Source organism: Aestuariivirga sp. (assembly GCF_046294715.1).
Lineage (GTDB): Bacteria > Pseudomonadota > Alphaproteobacteria > Rhizobiales > Aestuariivirgaceae > Aestuariivirga.
Genome location: NZ_JBKBKI010000008.1, coordinates 1 through 16,917, shown reverse-complemented (window position 1 = coordinate 16,917; position 16,917 = coordinate 1). Strand labels below are relative to the sequence as shown.

The following is a 16,917-nucleotide window of genomic DNA, read 5'->3' as shown; positions in this document are numbered from 1 at the left end:
CACCGGGTGAATACCCTCCCGGGGAGCTCCGGCTGTTTAAAGGTTGCCGATATGACGCAGAGCACCAGAAAAAGATGGCTTGACCGCCCGGTCGAGGCCGGTCGCGATCACGTTCTAGAGACCAACGATGCTCCGATTACCCTCGTGGAGTACGGAAGCTACGCCTGCCCCTACTGTCGCGCTGCGAACGAAAGCATAGCGAAGGTGCGCGACCGCTTGGGAGAGTCTCTGCGATACGTGTTTCGGCACCGGCCGCTCGCCAACAGCCCACTCGCCCGCCGGGCGGCGGAGCTTGTAAAGTGCGTTTCTCCAGAGGACTTCTGGAGAGCACATGTTGAATTGATGACGCGTTCTCCGTCGCTACAGGAAGACGATCTGCGTGCCGTCGCCGCTGAATTCAGCCATGAGAGAATGGACGATCCGGAGCTCCTGCCAGGCCTGAGAAGACGGGCGGGCTGCGGGCGAAGGTAATCTCACTTTAGCTCGGAAGACCACGGGAAATTCACAAATTGATCGCGATCTGTGTAGCAGGTATTGCCATACATTCGCAGATAAAAGTCCCTCCTTTCCGAGTTATAGTAAACGGAGGCTGGATTCTTGAGATCTCCTTCGTAAGCCTCCACATTCTCCGCCGTAATGATGCTCGGCAGGATATCCATAGCCTTCGGTATGCTCTTGCCCTCTAGCCAGTCAGCAGCGTGCTGGCCCATAGCGTAAGCGAACACGGGAGAGTTGAGGCTGACCGTTGTCTTGTACGGACTCGACAGGCTCTTGATTTCCGCCACGGCCAGTGGCTCCCCGTCAATTCCGCCCAGAAACTGTTCCGGCCGATCGAGTTTGGCCTCTCGCAGTGCCTTTAAAGCTCCGAGCACTACAGTGTCAGCACCGAGCACGACGTCGATCCTGGAGTTCGCGAGCAGGATTGTGTTCATCGTTTCAAAGCCGCCCTGTTCGTCAACAGTAGCTGGAGAGATGTCAGCGATGATATTTACTCCCGGAAGTGATGCCAATGCGTCGCGCATTGCCACGAAGCGAGGTGTCAGGTATTGGATGCTGTCGTGGGTAAGTAGAACGACATTTGCCGTCCCGCCCAATTTGTCGCGAATGTAGGCAGCTGCTGCATCCCCTAATACGCGTCCCGTAAGATATTGCGGAGCATTGAGGAGTGTTGTCGCTGGTGGCGCAACGATGGTTCCGATGTAGGTTCCATCGAGCATCATTCGTTGCAAGACCGGACTGAGGATCGCCGGATCGACTGGCGCAACCACGACGGCGCCGATCTTGTCAGACGCTAGAGCGTTTACCTGCTCGAACATCTTTGCGGCGTTGTTATCGGCAAGCCGCACTTCGTATCGCAATTGACGATCCTTCGCGGCCAACGACAGTCCGTAGCTTATGCCCTCCATGAACTGGCGTCGGTTATCTTGCGCGAATGTCAGCACCCTCTGATGGTGGGGCGGCGACTCGCAGGAAGGAGCAGAGGAGTCAAATGGTGCAAACACCTTCGGCGTGATTATGCCTTGTGGCAGTTCTTCACTTCCTGAAGGTGCGACTCCCAGCGAATTAATCGCCAATGATGCCATCACCACTGTCTTCTTCAGGCCCGCACACTGCCACTGGTTCTTGACGATCATTGAATTACCCTTGGGGAATCGCCTCTTGCGCGCTCCTCCTCAAGAACTGAGAAGTTCAATTTTGCTGCGGTGCCGGGCGAGAGGTTTGCATATTCTACATCTCCATTCATGCTAATGGCCATAGCACCGACAATCCGGCTTCCGAGGCCAGTTCCTTTCGTGACAGTCTGATCGCCTCGTCCGATGCCATCGTCCTCCACCGACAGTTGGGCTCTGCCACCGCCCAGATGCCGCAGCAGTACTCGTATCTCGCCTTCGCCTGCGGGGTAGGCGTACTTACAGGCATTCGTGATCCATTCGACAGCGATTACGCCGAGGTTAACACTTCGATCGGTGGTGAGGGACATCGGCTCAAGCTGCGTTTTCAGTCGAAGCCCTCGCCACTGGTCCACGGAAGACTGCAGAAGATGATCCAGCAGACCCGTCAGATACTCATGCAGCGGTACGAGGCGAACATCGTCAGATGCGTAGAGCCGCTTATGGATCATCGCAATCGCATGTATCTTCGATTGGGTTTGGTTCAATGCGCGCTGTGCTGCCGGATCAGCTATGGCTCCGGCCTGGAGCTTCACCAACGCAGCGACCAACGAAAGGCTATTCGCGACACGGTGATTAACCTCCTTCAGCAGTACCTCCGCTCTTTCCTTTGCTCTTCTCATCTCCCGTTCTGCCAGCTCTTTCTCAGCCTGCAGGCGGAACTTTTCGACGGCTTGTTCCAGCGCCGACGCCAGCAAGACCATGAATTCGTCGCCGACTGTTTTTGGTACGAAATCCACCGCTCCGGCTTTGAGTGCGGCTACTGCTATGCTGAGTTCTGAAGCTCCCGTCACATAAACGACAGCGGGCATCCCGTCGAGTTCGCGAAAACGCTCGAGCAGTTCTAGCCCAGTGCCATCTGGAAGATAGTGATCAAGGGCGACGACGTGCACTTTACCTTTTCGGAGCAAATCAAGTGCCTCGTCGCCGTTCCTTGCATGGACCAGGTCAAATCCTTGCCTTCCAAGGACACGTTGGGCCAGCCGTACAAGAGCCGTGTCATCATCCACGTAGAGAATGCGCAGAGGCTTCTTGAAGCGGTCAGGCATTTTCCGGGACCTGAATGACCGAAAGGAACAGGCCAAGCTGTCGGATCGCTGCTGAAAAGCCGTCATAACTCAACGGCTTCGTGACGTACGCATTTGCGCCGCTATCGTAGCATTTCTGGATTTCGCGCGTGTCGTCCGTCGTCGTGAGCACGATGACGGGTGAGCGACGCAGATGGATATTACTCTTCACGGAGGAGAGAATCTGCAGACCGGACATATCGGGAAGGTTGAGGTCCAGCAATATCAGGAGCTGCCGTCGCGCACAGACCTGCCCCGTGCCATCCTCACCAAGAAGGTATTCGAGTGCAGTGGCGCCGTCGCTGAACCCGCGAATTTCATTATTGACCCCCGCCCTTCTAATGTTCTTCTCGATCAAACGAGCATGACCTGCATCGTCCTCAATCATCACGATGGTTACCGGCTTGCCCGCATTGCTCATGTTATGCATCCCTTCCGGAGTATGAATCCGGTATTCTGACAGTTACAGTGGTCCCGACGTCGAGCTCGGAGCTCAGACTGACCTCGCCGCCGAGTTTGCGGACCAAGGTGCGGATGTGGGCGAGACCGATCCCCTCACCAGGCTGGTCGAGCTTACCGGATCTTCTGAACATCTCAAAAGCGCGATCAATGCCTTCCGTGGCGATGCCTCGGCCATTGTCCGTTACAAGAATGGAAACGACTCCTTCATCGGCCCGCCGGGCAGTCACATCGATTAGGAGAGGTCTGAGTGGCGATCTGTACTTGATGGCGTTATCGATGAGATTCGTGAGGATTTGCTCCAGTGAAAGGCGGTCAGACTTGAGGTTAAATCGGCTGATGTTTACACGCACCGTACCCCCGGAGGATTGCAGCTGATGCTTTAGAGCCCCAAGGGTCGACTGCAGCAGTTCGGCCAAGTCGAGGTCCTCAATCTGGAGCTTTCTCGATCCTTCCCGGGATAGTTTCAAGATCGCGTTGATTAGACTATCCATCTTCTTGGTGGAACTGCGAATAAAGCCAATCGCCTCGGCTGCGTCTTCCTTTAGCGCTTGTAGGAACTGTGGATCCGCTATCTCTGTTGGCTCGCCAACAGGCGCGCTTGCGGCAGCCTCGAGCGATCTCATGCACTGCTCGATCTCGTTAGTAAATCCCATGATGTTGACCAAGGGAGCTCGCAGGTCATGCGACACGACGTAGGCAAAGCGCTGCACTTCCTCGTTGACCTGTGCCAAGTGTGCGGTTCGCTCTGCCACCCGCTTTTCTAGGTCGCTATTCAGCGTTCTGACTTCCTCCCATGCAGCGGTCAAGGTACGTGCGTAATTCGATACGGCGAAGATTGCTGCACTGGTGACGAGCACAATGAGCACCGCTCCCATAATCGATACGCCACTGAGCAACCTCGCATTCGCGCTTTGCTCCTGACCCCCTCTCGTCAAGCGATCGTCAGCTGCAAGTATGATGCCGGCAAAAAACACGTTTGCTTCGTCTGTGGAACGCTTGCCCCGATTGGTGCGGATGATTGCGAGTGCGTCCTCGTCCTTGCGGCTTCGCTTCAGGTCGATGGTATTATCCATCTCACTAAACTTTTCGTCCAGCAGAGCGGTGAGTTTCTCTACTGGAGTTTGCAGTTCTTGCCTGGTCGCGATCGACCTCTTCAGCTCCGACAGGCGGCGATCTGCGGCCAATTTGCTTGTGCTATAGGGGGCAAGATAGATCTCGTTACCAGTAAGCAAGTAGCCCCGCTGGCTCGCCTCCGCGGCTTGCATGGCTGCGCGGGCTTCCACTGCTGCGGTCCGGATGTCTCTGGCGGCGACAATTTCAGCCAGGTGGGTCTCGGTTCGCTGATTCAGCCAGAACGTCATGCCGACTATGAACAACAGGGTCATTAGGCCGACAAACAGAAGTGCTGTTGTCGCCTTGACGACATTTCGTTCTGAGGAATTCCGTTTAGTCGTTAATGACATTCTCATCGGTAATCTTAAACCAGGGGAAACACCGTATGGCCTGCTGTAGCCGTCAGATCGAGATGGACGTAGACGATGAAGGCTTCTCCCGTGTCCGCAGGCAGAGTCTGGAACAGGACCTGGAGGCCGGCAACGCTAGCCGCAAAGGCGCCGAACCCGGCGAGCAGCAATAGCCGGGCAGGAGGCTCCGGAGACGAGTTCACGCGATCATTTGTGCTCGCCATCGGCTCATCCAGGCAACTGACCAAGAGAAAACGTTACTCTGCTGCCGTTGCTCCCCTCAACCGCTTTTTGCGGCCGCGGGCCCCAAGCGCCCTGCGGAACTTTTGCTCGTGGCACGAGGGACCCTTGCGGTGGGTACGGCCCGGGCCGAATGCCTATGCGGTAGCAAACCCGGTCAACGATTAGGTGAACCTATGTCTCCGGCCGCAGCTGTCCTTGTGCGCGGTGGCAAAACGTTCCTCGAAGGGACACGAAACTTTGCCTTAGGTCGCTTATTTCGCCCGGAGGTCGTTTCATTTCAAAGGCAAGATATTCGGCCAATCGTTGCGGCGGGGCATCGTGCGCGGACAACAGTTGAGGAGTTTTGCGGGTGAGTTCTGGGTGCCAATTCGACACAGAGTACGACAATCCTCGCCGCATTTGTCACTCACCGGACGTCCTGAATTTTTTTCCCGTGTGAGACCGCTTCGATGGTCGGCGCCGTGATGCGCAATTTCCGTTGTCGCCCCGCCCATCTGTCGGGCCTCCTCCAACTAATACCGCTGGCGCTCCACAGCGTCCATCTCCGCTTGCTCGAGAGATTTCCTTGCCATCAATGATCTGTACAGTCCGGGTGCCAACAGTGCACACTAATTCGGGGAATTTGTGAGCGGGACGACAGCACCAAGTTATGGTTACTGACAAGCATGACTTGTTTTACGAAGAATTCTCTACTAAATTGGCAGAGATGATATCTCAACGTGCTCGCTATGCCTTCAAAGCGATGATTGCCCTTGCTCGGGCCGAGCCAGGGAAGGGACTGCAGATCCGTCAGCTCTGCGAACAGGAGAGATTGCCGCGCAAATTCTTGGAGCAAATACTGCTGGCGCTGAAGGCGGCCGGCTATCTCACGAGCCGGCGTGGCAGGGATGGTGGCTACGAGCTGCTGAAGCCTCCAGACACGATTGCAATCGGGCCTCTGCTTCGTGTCATCGATGGGCCGATTGCTCCGCTTCCATGCCTGTCCCGCACTGCTTACCGGAAGTGCGAGGACTGCCGCGACGAGGCCCATTGCGAACTCAGGATCGCCTTTTCCAAGGCCTATGCGCGGTATCTCTCCGCCCTCGAGACGACAACGCTGGCTGAGGTGATGAACTCTGCAAAGACAGCGGACGCGAGCCGCAAGACTATTGCGGATGTGCTGGTAAGCGATTGATTTCCTTAAATCGAACAGTTTGTTCGCTAAAAAGAACATTTCCCACTTGATTCCCTATTAAGCCCATATAGTATTAGGTCTACAAGCTCGAAACGGAGGTTCACCCATGCTTGCTCAGACCCGCCGAACTCTTCTTCTGGCCGCCGCCCTCCTGTCCTTTGCCTTCTCGGCCGCAACCGCCGAGGCCGACAAGGTGCTGCTCAATGTCAGCTACGACCCGACCCGCGAGTTCTACAAGGAGTTCAACGAAGCCTTCGCCGCCGAATGGAAGGCCAAGACCGGCGAGGCGATCACCATCAACCAGTCGCACGGCGGCTCCGGCAAGCAGGCCCGCGCGGTGATCGACGGGCTCGAGGCTGATGTGGTGACGCTGGCGCTGGCGGGGGACATCGACCAGATCGCCGCGAAGACGGACAAGCTCCCCAAGGACTGGGCCTCGAAGCTCCCGCACAATGCGGCCCCCTACACCTCCACCATCGTGTTCATCGTCAGGAAGGGCAATCCCAAGGTCATCACGGACTGGAACGACCTGGTAAAGGATGGCGTGCAGGTGATCACGCCCAACCCCAAGACCTCGGGTGGTGCGCGCTGGAATTATCTCGCAGCCTGGGCCTATGCCGAAAAGGCGCTCGGCGGTGACGAAGCCAAGGTCAAGACCTGGATCGGGGACCTCTACCGCAACGTGCCCGTTCTGGACACCGGAGCCCGCGGCTCAACCACCACCTTCGCCCAGCGCGGCATCGGCGACGTGCTGATCAGCTGGGAGAACGAAGCCTTCCTCGTCCAGAAGGAATTCGGTGCCGACAATTTCGAGATCGTGGTTCCCTCTCTGTCGATCCTCGCCGAGCCCCCCGTGGCAGTGGTCGAGGGCAACGCCAAGGTCAAGGGCAATCTCGAAGCCGCCCAGGCCTATCTCCAGTTCCTCTACTCGCCCGCCGGACAGAAGCTCGCCGCCAGGCACTTCTTCCGCCCGGTCGATCCGTCTGCCGCCGACCCCGCCGACATCGCCCGCTTCCCCAAGCTTGAGCTTGTCTCGATCGACAAGGACTTCGGCGGCTGGGCCGAGGCACAGAAGACCCACTTCGCCGACGGCGGCGTCTTCGACCAGATCTACAAGCCGACAAACTGATCATGAGCGTTTCGCCGTACTCCCTGCGGCAGCCGAGCGTCATCCCGGGTTTCGGGCTGGCGCTCGGCCTCACGCTGGCTGCCCTGAGCCTCATCGTGCTGATCCCTCTCGCGGCGCTCGTGCTGCGGGCCGCTTCCATCGGGCCTCAGGCCTTCCTCGAGATCGCCATCGACCCGCGCACGCTGGCGGCACTGCGGCTGTCCTTCGGCACGGCCCTTTTCGCGGCCGCCGTCAACGCGGTGTTCGGGCTGTTGATCGCCTGGGTTCTGGTGCGCTACCGCTTCCCCGGACGCCGCATCATCGACGCAGCCGTGGACCTGCCCTTTGCACTGCCCACCGCCGTCGCAGGCATCGCCATGGCAGCGATCTATGCGCCCAACGGGCCCATTGGTTCCATCGCGCAGTCCCTTGGCTTCAAGATCGCCTATACGCCGCTTGGCATCACCATCGCGCTTGTCTTCATTGGGCTTCCCTTCGTGGTGCGCACCGTTCAGCCGGTTCTGGAAGAAGTCGAGCAAGAGATCGAGGAGGCCGCCGCACTTCTCGGCGCCTCGCGGGCCCGCACCGTGTTCCAGGTGGTGTTGCCGCATGTCTACCCGGCGCTGCTCACTGGCTTCGCGCTGGCCTTCGCCAGAGGCGTTGGCGAATACGGTTCGGTCATCTTCATCGCCGGCAACATCCCACAGGTCTCGGAGATCGCGCCCCTCCTCATCGTCATCAAGCTCGAAGAGTTCGACTATGGCGGCGCCACCGTGATCGCCACTGTCATGCTCGCCATCTCCTTCGCGTTGCTGTTCCTCATCAACGCCCTGCAAGCCCGGAGCCGGAAAAAATATGGCAATGTCTGACCGCGTCCTGCCGCTTGCCCATGCGCCGGAGCGCGCCACGGGCGAGACGGCCCACACTCGGCTGCTGCTGATCGGGCTCGCCGCCCTCTTCCTCGTCGCCATCCTGTTCCTGCCGCTCATCACGGTGTTCCTCGAAGCCTTCCGCAAGGGTGCGGACGTGCTTCTGGAGAGCTTCGCGGAGCCCGACACGCAGGCCGCGATCCGCCTCACCCTTCTGGTGGCGGCGATCGCCGTCCCCCTCAATGCCATCTTCGGGCTTGCGGCCTCCTGGGCCATCGCCAAGTTCGAGTTCCGGTGCAAGAACCTGCTGCTCACCCTGATCGACTTGCCCTTCTCGGTCTCGCCGGTGATCTCCGGTCTCGTCTATGTGCTGCTGTTCGGCGCGCATGGCTGGCTGGGGCCCTGGCTCACCGCCAACGGGATCGAGATCATCTTCGCGGTGCCCGGCATCGTGCTCGCCACCGTGCTGGTGACCTTTCCTTTCGTCGCACGGGAACTGATTCCGCTGATGCAGGCGCAGGGTACGGCGGAGGAAGAGGCCGCGCTCACGCTGGGCGCCTCTGGCTGGTACACCTTCTTTCGCGTCACACTGCCCAATGTGAAGTGGGCACTCCTCTACGGCGTGCTTCTCTGCAACGCTCGCGCTATGGGCGAGTTCGGCGCAGTCTCGGTCGTCTCGGGCCACATCCGCGGGCTGACCAACACGATGCCGCTCCACATCGAGATCCTCTACAACGAATACAATTTCGCAGCGGCCTTCGCGGTGGCCTCGCTGCTCGCAGGTCTCGCCCTCTTCACCCTCATCGCCAAGAGCCTGCTCGAATGGCGCTTCGCAGGCGAACTTGCCGCCGGCCGCCGTCACTGATCCCTCAAAGGAGACATCGATGTCCGTTCCCGTTAGCATCCGGAACCTTGAAAAGAACTTCGGCCGTTACCCGGCGCTCAAAGGCGTATCGCTCGATGTCGCGGCGGGCGAGCTCGTCGCCCTCCTCGGGCCTTCGGGTTCCGGCAAGACAACGCTCCTGCGCGCCGTCGCAGGGCTCGAGCGGCCGGATGCCGGCCATGTCTACTTCGGCGATCTCGACGCCAACACGCTGAGCCTGCGCAAGCGGCGCATCGGCTTCGTCTTCCAGCACTACGCCTTGTTCCGGCACATGACGGTGCTTGACAACATTGCCTTCGGGCTCCGCGCCCAGCCGCGCCGCAGCAGGCCTTCGGAGCAGCTGATCCGCCTAAAGGTCATGGAACTTCTGAGTCTCGTGCAGCTCGATGGCCTGGAGGGCCGTTATCCCGCCCAGCTCTCGGGCGGACAGCGCCAGCGCGTGGCCCTGGCTCGCGCGCTGGCGATCGAACCTCGCGTGCTGCTCCTCGATGAGCCATTCGGTGCGCTCGATGCCCGGGTGCGGAAAGATCTTCGCAAATGGCTTAAGGAACTGCACAAGCGCACGGGCCACACCACATTGTTCGTGACGCATGACCAGGATGAGGCCTTCGAGCTCGCCGACCGTGTCGCCATCCTCGATATGGGGGTAATTGTGCAAGTCGGCTGTGCACGGGATATCATGGAACGCCCGGCGACCCCCTTCGTGGAGAGCTTCATAGAGGGCATCGGCATCGACCCTTCCCGCCAGCGCCTTCGTGATCGATCACGGCCGATCGTCGTGAGCACCCGCTAGCATCAAGGACCGTGCACCCACCCGAGGTTTCGGAAGATCATTGATAGCTCAGTCGCCCCTCGGCACCGGAACGGTCAGCCAGCAGAGAGTCAGATTTGAGCAATCCTTTGACGCTATTGATGCCTCTTCGGCCTTGGGGTAGCGGAGATGCCATGATCGACAACTACAGCATGGACCAATTCGGCGTCATTCACCAGAATAAGTATACGCCGATTGTTTATGACGAAACCTACATTTCCTATTATCAGGCCAAAAGCGATCGAACCATTAAACTGGGCTATCAAAGGCTCGGCTGGATTCTGGGGCTTTTGGATCGCATACCAGAATCTGTGCTGGAAATTGGTTATGGGACTGGAACCTTCATTGAAGCGGCCCAAATTGCTGGTGTACGCTTCTGCGCCGGTTGTGACATCACTGCCTTTCCTTTGCCAGCCGCGGTCAGATTTTTGGACTGGACGGAGGCTCTTGAGCCTGCCTGGGATGTGGTCGCCATGTTCGACGTCCTCGAACACGTGCCTGACCTCAGCTTTCTTGCACGCCTAAAGACCAACTATCTAGCGCTTGCTGTTTCGTATTGTCGCTGGCGTGAACTCGGAGATGACTGGTTCCGCAACTGGCGCATGCGCCTGCCCGACGAGCATCTCCACCACTTCGACCCTGATTCGCTAGTGAACCTCTTGGCGTTCTATGGTTTCAAGAAGGTGACGCTGAACACCTTTGGAGACGGGATCAGGCTTCGTGAAGGAGAGACCGGACCAATATCCTAAGCGGCTTCTTTCGGAGAGTACCCTCAGACGTATAGATCACTGGGTCTCCACCGTGAGCATTACGGTTCCCAGGTCGCAGTCGGTTTTGTTGTGCCGCTTTTTCGATCCGGACGTAGGTAGAGCCTAAGCGGCATAATTGGTCGATGGTGGACGCAATGCTATCGACGCGGAACCCTCAGGTAGCACAGCGTCCGACGGATCATGCGTGTTCAGGCGGCTGGTCGTTTAGAAGGGCAGCGACGCGAGGTGGCCTTCCCGTAACAAGCGACGTTCAGTGATCAGATCCTCGATGCTTCGTCCCGGAACGAGCCCCTCCTAGAACGCGGCCGCAGCCGTGCGTTGCTTTTCACTTCTTAGCGCTGCCGAGCTTCTCGGCCACGCACGAGTCCAACTTCACGTAATCAACAAGCTTCAAAGCTTTGGATATCGCCTTTCTCTTGCAATCGATGAGAGACTTGGAGAGTAATTTCTGACTGCCGCCCTGAGCTTTGAAAACCTGAGATTGAGCATCGAGGTGAAATACAGCCAATTCCTGATCCTCGTTGCACGCATCCTGTTGGTTAAGGTCATCAGGGTGTAAGTGCTCGCAGAGCCTCGAAATCTCTTCGACCACGTTTGCTTCAGCCTGAGCGTTGCTGATGAGAAGAAGGCTCAGTGAAGCGGCAAAGAATGTAATTCTCAAGATCCGTCTCTTTCTCCTTGGCGTCATGTTCTTTACTTTGGCTGCCCAGAATTAAGACTTTCCTAGTGCAGTCGAGTTCCTCGAGAGCAGGCTTGATCGAAAGTGGTTGACCGAGACGAAAAGCAGGACAGCCCCAGCTAGTTCGTAAGTTGCACTTGAGTGTTCGAGTCACGAAGCGCACCAGATTCTTCGTTCTCGCACTTGAGGATGCATTCGGTGAAACCGCGGCGACATGGCGCTTGAGGGCACCACAGCTGCGCAGACACTCCCGCATTCCTCTTTTCTTGGGAACGCTTTCGCTCCGTGCTGACAAGCTTTCCGTCATGGTCATAGTCCGGGAATGGCCCTGCGGGCAGGGTCTTGCGGTCAACGAACAGCTGACCCATCCCGGGCAGGAAGTCCGGCAGCTTCACCAGCTTGCTGACGGCCTGGTATTCCCCAACTGGAGGTGACTTCGAAACGTCCTCGCCAGCCGCGAGAGCAGGAGACGAGAGTAGCAGAACAACGCCGAGTGACGACAGGATACGCTTCATGATGACCTCCATCGCACTTGGCTAATTGGATGACGGCAGGAACTGCTGGGATGCGGCCCGTCCCCCGGCTGGGTCATCCGTCCGGACTGTCATTTCAGGTCGCTTGCCGAACTGGCAGATGCTGTCGAAAGCGAGACCTGATCAGCCCATGGCCGGCTTCACGCTGCGCAGGGTCACCGGTGCGGGTTCTTAAGGTGATCGCCGAACGAGGAGTCCACCCCTGTAGTCACCAACTACCACTCTGCGGACTCGAGCGCGAATGTGCTGGGGGATGGAAGAATCGCAAACACTGAAACGGGTCACTACCAGCTCGGGTCGCGCCCTTCGCCGTCGGTATCGAAGACCAACTGTTGCCTCTCTACAGTGGCGCCGCCACGCTTCACAAACACAAGCGCCTGAGCCTGGGCGTACGCCGTCGACACATGTACAAGGCCACCAACGCATGACCTTAAAAGGTGGCCAATACTCGTACCGAACATCATCGCTGACGTACTTGCACCAGGAACCAGAGCGCCGTGGTTGGCGACTTGGCTCGATATGATAAAGGCCATGGGGTTCCTCCTGATCTGGGAAGCTGCCTGCTATTCCTCATGGAGCAAGCTACCTATGCCCCGTCAGACCTCTGCCAATGGGAGCGTCAGGTGGCCGTCAATTGCGCGTCAATTCTGCTAAGCTGGCGGCAGATCGCCTAGACATGGGTCCAAAGGCGCTGCAAACGAGAACACTATGATAGCCTGTCGGTTCCTGCTGTTTGGTCCGCCACAATTCGAAACTTCGGCGGGCCATTCGATCATGGTTCGCCCGCGGAAAGGCATCGGTCTGCTGGCTTGCCTTGCGCTGGCCGGTGGCAAGCCGGTCAGCCGAGATCAGCTCTGTGCCTTGCTGTGGTCGGATCGGCAGACCGCCCAGGCCCGGGCAAGCCTACGGCAACTTCTGGTCGATTTGCGCCGCGATTTTAACAAGGTGGGCGATGTCATCGAAATCGCAGCCGATAGTTCAATTTCGCTGAAAGGGGCTGCCGTTGAGTCCGATCTTGCGGACTTTCAGCGTTTCCGTCGGGCGGACGACCGGATGACACTGGAGCGGGTGTTCGCGCTCAGGCGTGGCCAATTCATTGAAGGCCTTGCGCCGGAGGATGCCGCCTTCGCCAATTGGATCGAGGACAATCGCCGGACTATAGACGCTCAGTGGAGCGAGGCTACCGCCAGACTGCTGCGGGTTCTCGAGCGGGAGGGCGATCATCGTCGAAGCTTGGAAATCGCCACCCAAGTGCTATCCGTCGATCCGCTATGTGAGCTGGCCCACCAGTCGGTCATCAGAGCGCACCTCGCCATGAACAATCGGAGCCTCGCGCTCAGGCACTATCAGCAATTCCGGGAGAAGCTCGACCGCGAGCTTGGTGTAGAGCCAGACGCATTGACCCAACACGTAATACGGACCGTATCGACGCCACAGGCCGTGCCGACCGGATCGGTGGGGATGTCGGCTCCTGCTGCTGTGTCACGCAAGCCGAAGGCCTGTATCGCTGTTCTGCCCTTTGAGCTGCTCAGTCGAACCACGGATGACCTGCATTTCGCGGAAGGTCTGACGGAAGATTTGAGGACCGGACTTTCCCGATTCGCGGACTTAGCGGTCTTCGCACCGGCTTCGGTGAGGGAGCATGTCCAATCCGGGAGAGACAGGGGGCGCCCCCTGGCCGCTGACTATCTGGTACGCGGCATCGTGCGGCGAGCTGGGCAACGCCTCCGCGTCTCTGCAAGCCTCGTTCATGCTGCTGATGACACGATGCTCTGGTCCGAGCACTTCGATCGTGAATTCGCTGATATATTTGCGCTTCAAGACGACATCGTTCGATGTACCGTCGCTGTGCTTGCTGGCCGAATCGAAGCCTTTGAGATGGCCAGCACATTGCAAAAGCCGGTCATCGACTATGAGGCCTACGACCTGTTCCTCAAAGCCCGGTTTCTGCAACAAGGAAACAGCGAGGAAGGTATTCTCGCGGCGCGTTTCCTGCTTCGCGATGCCATCACGCGCGAGCCGAACTTCGCCTCTGCCTATGCCGAGCTCTCGATCGGATATGTGCTGGAATATGAAAGCGATTGGTGTCCCGACTATTCCGCTGCGAGGTACGAGGCGCTGGCTATCGCCCGGCAGGCGGTTGCCAGTGACCAAACCAACAGCAACGCCCATCGAGCGCTTGCCATGGCCGAATTCTACTGCAACCTCGATTTCGATGCCGCCAAGGCACATGCCGGCACGGCGCTGGCGCAAAATCCGAACGATCAGTTCACGATCTGCTTGTTGGGCTTCGCCTTGACATGCAATGGCAAGGTCGCTGAACGGCAACACTTCTCTGCTGAATCATTCAAGCTCAACCCCCTGGCGCCCGAGTCCTGCTTTTTCACGCTCGCTCTGGGAGCATATCTCGACGGCAGGTACGCTGATGCGGTCAATGGCTTTGTGCGGGTCTCCCGGGTCTATGAGGAAGCTCTTGCCTGTATGGCGGCAGCACTCTGGAAACTAGGACAGCACAATACTGCCAACGCCGCCATGGAGCGGTTCATGGCGATCAAGCGGAAGAAGATGGCGAGCTATCCTGGAGACAACGCCGAACAGTGGCGAGCCTATTTCCTTCGTCTCATTCCGATCACCGATCGGCCTACCTTGGAAAAGTTCTTCGAAGGGCTTCATCAGGCTGGCCTGCCTGTGTAAAGCGCACATCATAGCTATTCCGGGAAGCCTCGATTGACAGGGGCTGCCTAGCCACCCACCGCTGTGGTCCCCGAAACGCCCCCCGGCGGGGGACCACATTCCTTCTACGCATGAGACGAGAAGCGGATTGCCTCATCCGACACATTTCGGACCGGGGTCCACCAAGGAAAAGCGCCGATTGCAGCTGGGGTCCACGAGAGTCCCGACGCGCGTCATTCTGGAGAGCACTGCCTACCGGCAAGGCTTCGCTGATGTCAGACTTGGCCATAAGCCGAAGTTCGACGACAGATGGGGAATTTGGCAATGGGCATATGAAATCGGCCGACTGGTTGGGACCCATGCCCTGGCTCAAGGCCGGTCACTGCCGAAGATACCCGTCACCGGAGACCTTACCCCAAACCAGCTCGCCTGGCTCAACAGCACCCATCAGGCTTACAGGCAGAGCGAACCGGGCGCATAGCACTCCCAGGTAAGTAGCAGGGTGAGCGGTAGAGCAGTTCCTCTACGGTTGCTGGGCTTGGTCCCAGACAATGGAACACCCGGGAACACTTGCCGACTCGCGAAGGATCATTTCGAGGAGTTCCTCACGGCGAAGGTCAGGGCACGCGGAGTGAAGTCGGTCTGTCAAAGAATAAACGTCAATGACTTGACCGGTTGCCGCTGCCTCAGTGAGGACTTTACGAATGATCTGCAGGCAAATGGCTGACATGGCGGCTGCCCTTCACGATGAGCGGGAGCGCGCGTTATGTCTCTCAGATGCCGGGGCTCATAACTGGTGCGGCAGTATTCTCAATGTAGAAGCCTTAAGACTTTCTGATAGTCCACAAGTGACCACACAGCCAGATAAACGAGCGGCCGACCGTCAGCAGGCGCTCTGGAGGGCCGGCGTCTCGAGCACGGAACGACGAAACTTTCCGTTAGCTAAAATATGAATAGAACTGAAACCTTCCTCTTAGGGAGCGGGTTCTACTCTGCAGATGCTGGAGGGCCATGTGTCTGGAGAGATCAGCCAATACAAAAGCAGCCCCGGACAAATGCAGCTCGTGGAGATGGTTCGCGAGCGTGCAGCGGCTTGCCGACAGCAGGCGTTAGCCGATTCCCAGTCTGCCCCGGAGTGGGCAAGGCAGGCTCACGAATGGGAAGAGCTGGCGCGTCAGCTGGACATGAATGATCCAGGTATAGCTCCCATTGATCGCCGAACACTGGGCAAGTTCTGGACTGGGCGCTGACCACCGGAGCTCACACCGTGCCAAGGGCATGGATGATCAGTTTGTGGCTAACCCACTCTGTTCAGTCAATGGGCGACTCTCCGCGGCAATCGCTGAAGTGTCCGCGGTCGAGGGGCTACCGACAACCGCAGCTATGATCATGGCGGCGCCACATGCGCCTGTGACGAACCATAGAGCGCGACTGATGATCCTTAGAAAGGCGCCATCCGGCTGGGCGTCCTCCATCTCGCATCTCCTGTTTTATCGCACGACGGCGGGATGCGGAGATTTGTTCCAGTCAACCGAAACGGAAGCCCCCGCAGCCACTCCGGAGGAGTGGTTGGAGGGGCTAGAGAGCCAGGGGCAGATTCCCTGGAGGGCTAAGCGTGTACTGGTTGCGCTGCTTAAAGAGCGGTTGCGGGAAAAAAAGTTCCCGCCCCTGCGCTGCAGTGTCCGAGCGCGTCGAGTGTTTCGAAAGTATATAGTCCGTTTCGCAGGTGCCTCGTGCACCCGGCGGGCGGCTCCGCGGTCAGTTATTCCTATTTCTGGCTGCGGGGCCGCTTCTCCTAGGCGGCTCAAACCTCGTGTCGGTACGCTCAGCCCAGCCACACTGATAGGCTGTACCCGCTCCCCTCAGCGTGCATAATGCACACTCGCTGTTGCGCACCAGCGTGCCACGCTCAGATTAGGCCGTCCCCATGCGACGTTGCCAGAACACAGTTTTCATGAATACAGCTTTCTTGAATGAAGACACCCGAAGGATGCTCCCATGAGCAATGGCCTTTACGTTCTAGCCTGGGGCGACTTTGAGATCGGAGTGTTCCAGGCGCTCGATCTCGCAGACGCCCAGCGGCTTGCCAAGGGGTGGTTTGTTGCTCCGCTGCGAGGTCTCCCGAGCTTTGCCCGTCAGCTCGCCACCTCTCAGACCTGTAGCGTTCGTCCGGATCGCTCCGCAGAGGTGGAGCTGTATCAAAGCGAGTTCGATGCGGCAGTTGAGAGGGGACAGGCTCCTGGCGCACTTCCTTTGATCCTTCTCAGGCCACTTCCGGACTGACAGCCTCCTGCTGACCTTAAGACGAGATAGATGTATAATCGACGAGCCAGTCTCTATCGCGCAACTGGCGGACGGCTCCGTGACTTTTAGTTATCTCTAGCATTCCCTGTGGTGTGAGCCCCGCAAACTGAGCCAAAAATGAGTAGAGTCCGACGGCCTCAAAAAGGGGAGTTGGACGATGAAGAAGAGCCGGTTTACCGAAGAGCAGATCATCGCGATCCTACGGGAG

The 16,917-nt window shown here is 58.3% G+C and carries 14 protein-coding genes and 1 pseudogene; 9 read left to right on the top strand and 6 right to left on the bottom strand.

The features are described 5' to 3' along the window. Positions 1-51: 51 nt before the first annotated feature. Positions 52-471 carry a DsbA family protein gene (locus ACK4HL_RS07650; protein ID WP_409758129.1) on the top strand — a complete coding sequence of 140 codons (420 nt, stop codon included), beginning with the start codon at positions 52-54 and terminating at the stop codon, positions 469-471. 2 nt (positions 472-473) lie between these two features. Here the strand turns inward: ACK4HL_RS07650 and ACK4HL_RS07645 are convergent, their stop codons facing one another. The 4 genes from ACK4HL_RS07645 to ACK4HL_RS07630 are packed head-to-tail and all read right to left on the bottom strand — an operon-like array spanning position 474 to position 4,662. Beyond that, positions 474-1,634: a sugar ABC transporter substrate-binding protein gene (locus ACK4HL_RS07645; protein ID WP_409758126.1), complete on the bottom strand. Its 1,161-nt coding sequence runs from the start codon at positions 1,632-1,634 to the stop codon at positions 474-476. Next, the gene (locus ACK4HL_RS07640; protein WP_409758123.1) at positions 1,631-2,719 is read right to left on the bottom strand and encodes a sensor histidine kinase; all 1,089 of its coding nucleotides are present in this window, start codon (positions 2,717-2,719) and stop codon (positions 1,631-1,633) included. Before ACK4HL_RS07640 ends, ACK4HL_RS07645 begins: the two co-directional genes overlap by 4 nt. Beyond that, a complete protein-coding gene (locus ACK4HL_RS07635) occupies positions 2,712-3,158 on the bottom strand; it encodes a response regulator (protein WP_409758120.1) in 447 nt (148 codons plus the stop codon). Before ACK4HL_RS07635 ends, ACK4HL_RS07640 begins: the two co-directional genes overlap by 8 nt. Before the next feature lies 1 nt (position 3,159). Further along, entirely contained in the window at positions 3,160-4,662 is a 1,503-nt protein-coding gene (locus tag ACK4HL_RS07630; RefSeq protein WP_409758117.1) for a sensor histidine kinase, read from the bottom strand. A gap of 913 nt (positions 4,663-5,575) precedes the next feature. Between ACK4HL_RS07630 and ACK4HL_RS07625 the strand changes: the two genes are divergently transcribed. The 6 genes and pseudogenes from ACK4HL_RS07625 to ACK4HL_RS07600 all read left to right on the top strand — a co-directional run bounded on the left by ACK4HL_RS07625 (position 5,576) and on the right by ACK4HL_RS07600 (position 10,499). After that, positions 5,576-6,079 (top strand): RrF2 family transcriptional regulator, encoded by a 504-nt coding sequence (locus tag ACK4HL_RS07625; RefSeq protein WP_409758114.1) that lies wholly within the window; start codon positions 5,576-5,578, stop codon positions 6,077-6,079. A gap of 106 nt (positions 6,080-6,185) precedes the next feature. Beyond that, entirely contained in the window at positions 6,186-7,208 is a 1,023-nt protein-coding gene (locus ACK4HL_RS07620) for a sulfate ABC transporter substrate-binding protein (RefSeq protein ID WP_409758111.1), read from the top strand. Positions 7,209-7,210: 2 nt separating this feature from the next. Beyond that, entirely contained in the window at positions 7,211-8,056 is an 846-nt protein-coding gene (gene cysT / locus ACK4HL_RS07615; protein ID WP_409758108.1) for a sulfate ABC transporter permease subunit CysT, read from the top strand. Further along, a complete protein-coding gene (gene cysW, locus ACK4HL_RS07610; protein WP_409758105.1) occupies positions 8,043-8,921 on the top strand; it encodes a sulfate ABC transporter permease subunit CysW in 879 nt (292 codons plus the stop codon). The genes cysT and cysW overlap by 14 nt, the downstream gene beginning before the upstream one ends. Before the next feature lie 19 nt (positions 8,922-8,940). Continuing rightward, positions 8,941-9,657: pseudogene (locus ACK4HL_RS07605) on the top strand (sulfate/molybdate ABC transporter ATP-binding protein); the annotation flags it as partial. Positions 9,658-9,884: 227 nt separating this feature from the next. Then, positions 9,885-10,499 (top strand): class I SAM-dependent methyltransferase, encoded by a 615-nt coding sequence (locus ACK4HL_RS07600; protein ID WP_409758102.1) that lies wholly within the window; start codon positions 9,885-9,887, stop codon positions 10,497-10,499. 346 nt (positions 10,500-10,845) lie between these two features. On the opposite strand, the gene ACK4HL_RS07595 is transcribed toward ACK4HL_RS07600, so the two are convergent. Together ACK4HL_RS07595 and ACK4HL_RS07590 are read right to left on the bottom strand one after the other, a co-directional pair. Then, on the bottom strand, positions 10,846-11,181 hold the full coding sequence (locus ACK4HL_RS07595; RefSeq protein ID WP_409758099.1) for a hypothetical protein: 336 nt from the start codon (positions 11,179-11,181) through the stop codon (positions 10,846-10,848). Between the two features lie 137 nt (positions 11,182-11,318). Further along, the gene (locus ACK4HL_RS07590; RefSeq protein WP_409758096.1) at positions 11,319-11,714 is read right to left on the bottom strand and encodes a hypothetical protein; all 396 of its coding nucleotides are present in this window, start codon (positions 11,712-11,714) and stop codon (positions 11,319-11,321) included. A 792-nt stretch (positions 11,715-12,506) separates the two neighbouring features. Between ACK4HL_RS07590 and ACK4HL_RS07585 the strand changes: the two genes are divergently transcribed. Both ACK4HL_RS07585 and ACK4HL_RS07580 read left to right on the top strand, forming a co-directional pair. After that, positions 12,507-14,426 carry a BTAD domain-containing putative transcriptional regulator gene (locus ACK4HL_RS07585; RefSeq protein ID WP_409758093.1) on the top strand — a complete coding sequence of 640 codons (1,920 nt, stop codon included), beginning with the start codon at positions 12,507-12,509 and terminating at the stop codon, positions 14,424-14,426. A 1,977-nt stretch (positions 14,427-16,403) separates the two neighbouring features. Next, on the top strand, positions 16,404-16,688 hold the full coding sequence (locus tag ACK4HL_RS07580) for a hypothetical protein (protein WP_409758090.1): 285 nt from the start codon (positions 16,404-16,406) through the stop codon (positions 16,686-16,688). The last annotated feature ends 229 nt before the right edge of the window (positions 16,689-16,917 follow it).

Excerpts from the sequence above, each read along its gene's own strand:
- ACK4HL_RS07650 (WP_409758129.1), top strand. The coding sequence starts at position 52 with ATGACGCAGAGCACCAGAAAAAGATGGCTTGACCGCCCGGTCGAGGCC.
- ACK4HL_RS07645 (WP_409758126.1), bottom strand. The coding sequence starts at position 1,634 with ATGATCGTCAAGAACCAGTGGCAGTGTGCGGGCCTGAAGAAGACAGTG.
- ACK4HL_RS07640 (WP_409758123.1), bottom strand. The coding sequence starts at position 2,719 with ATGCCTGACCGCTTCAAGAAGCCTCTGCGCATTCTCTACGTGGATGAT.
- ACK4HL_RS07635 (WP_409758120.1), bottom strand. The coding sequence starts at position 3,158 with ATGAGCAATGCGGGCAAGCCGGTAACCATCGTGATGATTGAGGACGAT.
- ACK4HL_RS07630 (WP_409758117.1), bottom strand. The coding sequence starts at position 4,662 with ATGTCATTAACGACTAAACGGAATTCCTCAGAACGAAATGTCGTCAAG.
- ACK4HL_RS07620 (WP_409758111.1), top strand. The coding sequence starts at position 6,186 with ATGCTTGCTCAGACCCGCCGAACTCTTCTTCTGGCCGCCGCCCTCCTG.
- cysT (WP_409758108.1), top strand. The coding sequence starts at position 7,211 with ATGAGCGTTTCGCCGTACTCCCTGCGGCAGCCGAGCGTCATCCCGGGT.
- cysW (WP_409758105.1), top strand. The coding sequence starts at position 8,043 with ATGGCAATGTCTGACCGCGTCCTGCCGCTTGCCCATGCGCCGGAGCGC.
- ACK4HL_RS07600 (WP_409758102.1), top strand. The coding sequence starts at position 9,885 with ATGATCGACAACTACAGCATGGACCAATTCGGCGTCATTCACCAGAAT.
- ACK4HL_RS07590 (WP_409758096.1), bottom strand. The coding sequence starts at position 11,714 with ATGAAGCGTATCCTGTCGTCACTCGGCGTTGTTCTGCTACTCTCGTCT.
- ACK4HL_RS07585 (WP_409758093.1), top strand. The coding sequence starts at position 12,507 with ATGGTTCGCCCGCGGAAAGGCATCGGTCTGCTGGCTTGCCTTGCGCTG.
- ACK4HL_RS07580 (WP_409758090.1), top strand. The coding sequence starts at position 16,404 with ATGAGCAATGGCCTTTACGTTCTAGCCTGGGGCGACTTTGAGATCGGA.